This is a genomic window from Mycobacterium intermedium (assembly GCF_002086275.1).
Taxonomy (GTDB): Bacteria; Actinomycetota; Actinomycetes; order Mycobacteriales; family Mycobacteriaceae; genus Mycobacterium; species Mycobacterium intermedium.
Genome location: NZ_MVHT01000160.1, coordinates 1 through 6,369, shown reverse-complemented (window position 1 = coordinate 6,369; position 6,369 = coordinate 1). Strand labels below are relative to the sequence as shown.

At 79.7% G+C, this 6,369-nt stretch carries 1 protein-coding gene; it reads right to left on the bottom strand.

Annotated elements, in window-relative coordinates:
* The coding region (locus BST27_RS32790; protein WP_170062394.1) for a PE family protein at positions 1-6,369 on the bottom strand (6,369 nt) is incomplete at both ends.

The following is a 6,369-nucleotide window of genomic DNA, read 5'->3' as shown; positions in this document are numbered from 1 at the left end:
ACCCCCCGGCGCCGCCGCTGGTCTCGACAACGGGGCCGCCGGGGGACGCTTTGGCGCCGCCACCGCTGCCGCCGCTACCGCCGATGGCGTTGGCGTCACCGCCGCCACCGCCGCCTCCGCCGCCTCCGCCGTACGCGCCGACGGAAGCGCCGGCGTCGAAGGCCTGACCGCCGGCACCGCCCCCGCCGCCGGCGCCGCCTTTGCCGCCGGTTGGGCCGCCAGAGTCATCCGCACCGCTGCCGCCGGTACCGCCCTCGCCGCCGTCTCCGATGGCGGAATTGGCGCCCGTGACGGTTGCGGTGCCGCCGGTGCCTCCCGTGCCGCCGGTGCCGCCGTCACCGCCGTGGCCGCCGCTGCCGGACCCGGTGCCGGCGTTACCGCCGGTGCCACCGGCTCCGCCCCCGCCGCCGCCACCGCCCGAGAGACCTTCTCCGTTAGCTGCCGGCCTCGTGTTGTCGCCGCCGTTGCCGCCGTTACCGCCGTACCCGCCCAGACCACCGTCGCCGTTGGTTCCGCCGTTGGGGGTGCCGCCGCCGACACCGCCGGTGCCGCCTTGCCCGCCGGTTCCACCGGTGCCACCTGCGCTGTTGTTGGTGCTGGGGCCCTCGGCGCCGTCGCCGCCGTTACCGCCGGTGCCACCCTGGCCGCCAGTGCCGCCCACGCCCGCGCTGCCGCCACCGCCCGCGCCAGCCGCGCCGGCGTCGCCGCCCGCACCGCCGTCGCCGCCCTTACCGCCGTTCGCTCCGGCGCCGCCGTCGACGCCAGTGTTGCTGCCACCCAGGCCGCCTACGCCGCCCAGGCCGCCGGTACCGCCCACCCCACCGTCGCCCGCGGTGCCGCCATTGGCGGCGCCGCCGGCGCCGCCGGCGCCGCCGGCGCCACCCTGGCCGCCCTGACTACCAGCGGTTGGGGTGATCGGGTCATCGTTGCCGGCTTTCCCGGCGCCGCCGGTACCACCGTTACCGCCGGTGCCACCAACCCCCCCGGTGCCGCTGCTGCCGTTGGGGCCTCCGTTGCTGCCGATCCCGGCGGCACCTGCGGTGCCGCCTTGACCGCCTTGGCCGCCTTGGCCGCCAAGCCCGCCGCTGTCGCCCGTGTTGTTGCCGCCGGTGCCGCCGCTGCCGCCCTGGCCGCCGACGCCGCCATTGCCGCCGGCGCCACCCTTGTTGTTGAAGAACTCAGCACCGCAGGTGCCGCCTTGGCCGCCGGCCCCGCCTTTGCCGCCGTTGCCACCGCTGGTAGGCGCCAAAGTGTCGTCGCCGCCTGTCCCGCCGGTTCCGCCCATACCTCCGGTGCCGCCATCGCCGCCCTCTCCGCCGGAGCTCAGACTCAGGCCGGCGAGCCCGCCGGCGCCACCTTTGCCAGCGTCCCCGCCGTCGCCGCCGGTGCCGGCGATACCACCCTCGCCGACCGCACCGCCCGCCCCGCCGGCCCCGCCGGTGCCGCCTGTTCCGCCTTTGCCGCCATTGCTCAAGGTCAGCAGTCCGCCGCCACCGGAACCGCCGATGCCGCCCTCCCCGCCTTTACCGCCACTGCCGCCTTTTCCGTTGGCGCCACCGGCTCCGCCGTTGCCGGCGGCGCCGCCGGTACCGCCCATCCCGCCGTCGCCGGCCGCGGCATTGGTGTCACCGCCGGGTAGGCCCCCGGTGCCTCCCGCGCCACCTTTGCCGCCGTTGGTGCCGTTGCCCCCTTCGCCGCCGTCGCTGATGTCGCTGGTCCCAGTGCCGCCTGCGCCGCCGGTGCCCCCTTTGCCGCCGGTGCCGCCGGTGCCACCGAAGCCCTCATTGCCAGCTTTGATGCCAGCACCCCCGGCGCCGGGCGCTCCGCCGGTGCCGCCGGTGCCGCCCTTGCCGCCGTCCCCGCCATCGGTCACGGCGGTGCCCGGAGTGCCTTCGCCGCCGGTTCCGCCGGTGCCGCCTTTGCCGCCGGTGCCGCCGTTGCCGCCGAGGCCTTGGGCGCCGCCGGCCCCCGCTCCGGGGGCGCCGCCCGTGCCGCCGGTGCCGCCGGTGCCGCCAACCGCGCCCTGGCCGCCCTGGCCACCGCCGGCGAGGCCATCCTTCCCGGCGCCGCCTTGGCCGCCGGTGCCGCCGGTGCCGCCGGTGCCGCCCTGGCCCGCGGCGCCCGCAGCGCCGAGGCTGCTGCCCGCCCCGCCTTGCCCGGCGTCCCCGCCAGTGCCGCCGGTGCCGCCCTGGCCGCCCTGGCCGCCGGGAGTCTGGGGAGCGCCGGCGACACCGGTGCCGCCCTTGCCGCCGGTGCCGCCCTTGCCGCCCTTGCCGCCGGTGCCGCCGATGCCTTGGATGCCGCCACCGCCGGAGCCTGCGGCGCCGCCGTCGCCGCCGGTGCCGCCCTGGCCGCCGACTGCGCCCTGGCCCCCCTGACCGCCATCGTCGGTGGTGTTGTCGAGACCGGCGCCGCCTTGGCCGCCGGTGCCGCCCGTACCGCCTTGACCACCCGAACCCGCTGAACCCGCAGCACCGGCGCTACTGCCGGCCCCGCCTTCGCCGGCGTCCCCGCCGGTGCCTCCGGTGCCGCCCTTGCCGCCCTGTTGGCCGGGGGCGTTGAGGCCGCCGGCAGCGCCGAAGCCGCCTTGGCCGCCGATGCCGCCTTGGCCGCCGTTGCCGCCTTGGCCGCCGATGCCTTGGACGCCGCCGCCGCCGGCGCCCGCGGCGCCGCCGGTGCCGCCGGTGCCGCCCTTGCCGCCGGCTGCACCCTGGCCGCCTTGCTCGCCATTGGTGCCAGTGCTGTCGAGCCCGGCGCCGCCTTGGCCGCCGTCGCCGCCTTTGCCGCCTTGACCACCCGAGCCGGCTGTCCCGGCGATGCCCGGGGTGCTGCCGACCCCGGCTTGGCCGGCGGCCCCGCCGGTGCCTCCGGTGCCGCCTTGGCCACCCTGTTGGCCAGGGGTGTCGAGGTCGCCGTCGGCGCCGGTGGCGCCTGCCCCGCCGATCCCGCCGGTGCCGCCGTTGCCGCCGTTGCCGCCCTTACCTTGGGTGCCCCCGCCGCCGGCGCCCGCGGCGCCCCCGGTGCCTCCGGTGCCGCCGTCGCCGCCAGCTGCGCCTTGGCCGCCCTGCGCGCCGTTGTTGCCGAGGGCGTCGAAGCCGGCGCCTCCGGTGCCGCCGGTGCCGCCGGTGCCGCCTTGGCCACCCGACCCAGCGGTGCCCGACGCACCGGGTGTCGGGCCGGCACCGCCTTGGCCCGCGGCCCCACCGGTGCCGCCGGTGCCGCCTTTGCCCCCGTTACCGCCGGCGGCGCCGGTGATGCCGGGGATGCCGCTGCCGCCTTGGCCGCCTATTCCGCCGACCCCGCCGTTGCCGCCGGCGCCGCCGACGGCCTCTATGCCGCCGCCGCTACCGGCTGCGCCGCCAGTGCCTCCGGCACCGCCTGCGCCGCCTTTCGCGCCTTGCGTGCCGACGCCATCCAGACCTGCTCCACCTGCACCGCCGGCACCGCCTTGGCCGCCTTTGCCGCCGGGACCGGCGGAACCTGCCATGCCGGGGATGGGGCCGGCGCCAGCGTCGCCGGCATCCCCGCCGACGCCGCCGGTTCCGCCCTGGCCACCTGCACTACCGGGGGAGTTCGGCGCCCCATCGGCGCCGCTGCCGCCCTGGCCGCCGATCCCGCCGGCGCCGCCGGTCCCCCCGGTACCGCCGACGGCTTCGCTGCCGCCGCCGTTGCCCGCAGCGCCGCCGGTCCCCCCTTTGCCGCCCGCGCCTCCGGTAGCACCTTGACCGCCCGTCCCATCCACACTGTTCCCGCCCGCGCCGCCGGCACCGCCGGTGCCGCCCTGGCCGCCTGGCCCGGCGGAACCCGCAGCCCCTAAGGCGCTGCCGGCGCCGCCGTCGCCGGCGTCCCCGCCGGTGCCGCCGGTGCCGCCCTGGCCACCTGGGTTGCCGGGGGTGTTGATCCCGCCGTCGGCGCCGACACCACCAGTGCCGCCCTTGCCGCCCTGGCCGCCCGTGCCGCCGACGCCGCCGATGCCTTGAACACCGCCGCCGCCCGCGCCCGCGGCGCCGCCGATGCCGCCGGTGCCGCCCTTGCCGCCGGTCGCGCCCTGCCCGCCTTGGCCGCCCTCATCGGGGCTGTCCAGACCGGCGCCGCCCTGGCCGCCGGTGCCGCCTTTACCGCCTTGGCCTCCCGAACCGGCCACGCCCGCGGTGCCGGGGCTGCTGCCGACGCCGGCCTCGCCGGCATCCCCGCCGGTGCCGCCGGTGCCGCCCTGACCACCCTGGCTGCCGGCGGTGTTGAGCCCACCGGCCGCACCGGCGCCGCCTTGCCCGCCGATACCGCCCTGCCCGCCGGTTCCGCCCTCGCCGCCGATGCCCTGGGTGCCGCCCCCGCCTGCGCCTGCCGCACCGCCGGTGCCGCCGGCGCCGCCCTTGCCACCGGCTGCGCCCTGCCCGCCTTGCCCTCCGGCGACGACGCTGTCCAGACCGGCGCCGCCTTGGCCGCCGGTGCCGCCTTTACCGCCTTGACCACCCGAACCGGCGGTGCCCGCCGCGCCGGTGACGGAGCCCGCTCCGCCCGCGCCCGCGGCCCCACCGGTGCCGCCGGTGCCACCCTGACCACCCTGTTGGCCGGCCGTGTCGAGCCCGCCGTCAGCGCCGGTACCGCCTTGGCCGCCCTTGCCGCCTTGGCCGCCGGTGCCGCCTTGGCCGCCGACGCCTTGGGTGCCGCCTCCACCAGCGCCTGCGGCGCCGCCGGTGCCGCCGGTGCCGCCCGCACCGCCGGCTGCGCCCTGCCCGCCTTGACCGCCGGCAATGAGGCTGTCGAGACCGGCGCCGCCTTTGCCGCCGGTGCCGCCCTTACCGCCTTGACCGCCCGAACCGGCGATCCCCGCTGCGCCGGTGGCAGAGCCCGCCCCGCCCGCGCCCGCGGCGCCGCCGGTGCCGCCGGTGCCGCCCTGACCGCCCTGTTGGCCGGCGGTGTTGGGTCCGCCGTCGGCGCCGGTGCCGCCTTGGCCGCCGATACCGCCTTGGCCGCCGGTTCCGCCCTGGCCGCCGACGCCTTGAGTGCCGCCGCCCCCAGCCCCGGCTGCGCCGCCGGTTCCGCCGGTGCCGCCCTTGCCACCGGCTGCGCCCTGCCCGCCTTGGCCTCCGGCGACGACGCTGTCCAGTCCGGCGCCGCCCTTGCCGCCGGTTCCGCCTTTACCGCCTTCACCGCCCGAACCGGCGATGCCCGCAGTGCCGGGGCTGCTGCCAACGCCCGCGTCGCCGGCATCCCCGCCGGTGCCGCCGGTGCCGCCCTGACCACCCTGCTGGCCGGCGGTGTTGAGACCGCCATCGGCCCCGGTGCCGCCGGTGCCGCCTTTGCCGCCTTGGCCGCCGGTGCCGCCGACGCCGCCGATGCCTTGGCTGCCGCCGCCACCCGCGCCGGCCGCGCCGCCGGTACCTCCGGTGCCGCCCTTGCCGCCGGCCGCGCCCTGCCCGCCTTGGCCACCGGCGACGACGCTGTCCAAACCAGCCCCGCCCTTACCGCCGGTGCCGCCCTTGCCGCCTTGCCCACCCGACCCCGCGACACCTGCCGCGCCGGTGGCAGAGCCTGCCCCGCCCGCGCCCGCGGCGCCACCGGTGCCGCCGGTGCCACCCTGACCGCCCTGCTGGCCGGCCGTGTTCAATCCGCCGTCGGAGCCCGTGCCGCCTTGGCCGCCAATACCGCCCTGGCCGCCGGTTCCGCCGACGCCGCCGATGCCTTGAGTGCCCCCGCCACCCGCTCCGGCGGCCCCGCCGGTGCCGCCGGTGCCGCCCTTGCCGCCGGCCGCGCCCTGACCGCCTTGCCCGCCGGTGTTGCCGAGGTCATCCAGACCGGCGCCACCTTTACCGCCGGTACCACCTTTGCCGCCTTGACCACCCGAACCCGCGGCACCAGCGTTTCCGTTGGTGCTGCCGACGCCGCCGTCGCCGGCGTCCCCGCCGGTGCCCCCGGTGCCGCCTTGACCGCCCTGCTGGCCCGCGGTGTTGAGGCCGCCGTCCGAGCCGGTCCCGCCGGTGCCACCAGTGCCGCCGACGCCGCCGGTGCCGCCCTGGCCGCCTTTGCCCTGGCTGCCGCCGCCACCCGCTCCCGCGGCCCCGCCGGTGCCGCCGGTGCCGCCCTTGCCGCCGGCGGCGCCCTGACCACCCTGCCCACCGGTGTTGCCCAGGTCGTCGAGTCCGGCGCCACCTGCGCCGCCGGTGCCGCCTTTGCCGCCTTGACCGCCGGAGCCCGCGACACCCGCCGCGCCGGTGGTGGAGCCCGCGCCGCCTGCGCCCGCGGCGCCGCCGGTGCCGCCGGTTCCGCCCTGACCACCCTGCTGGCCCGCGGTGTTGAGGGCTCCGGCGGTCAAGGCGGCAAAGGCGGCACCGGCGGCCAAGGCGGGGCCGGTCTGGACAGCCTCGA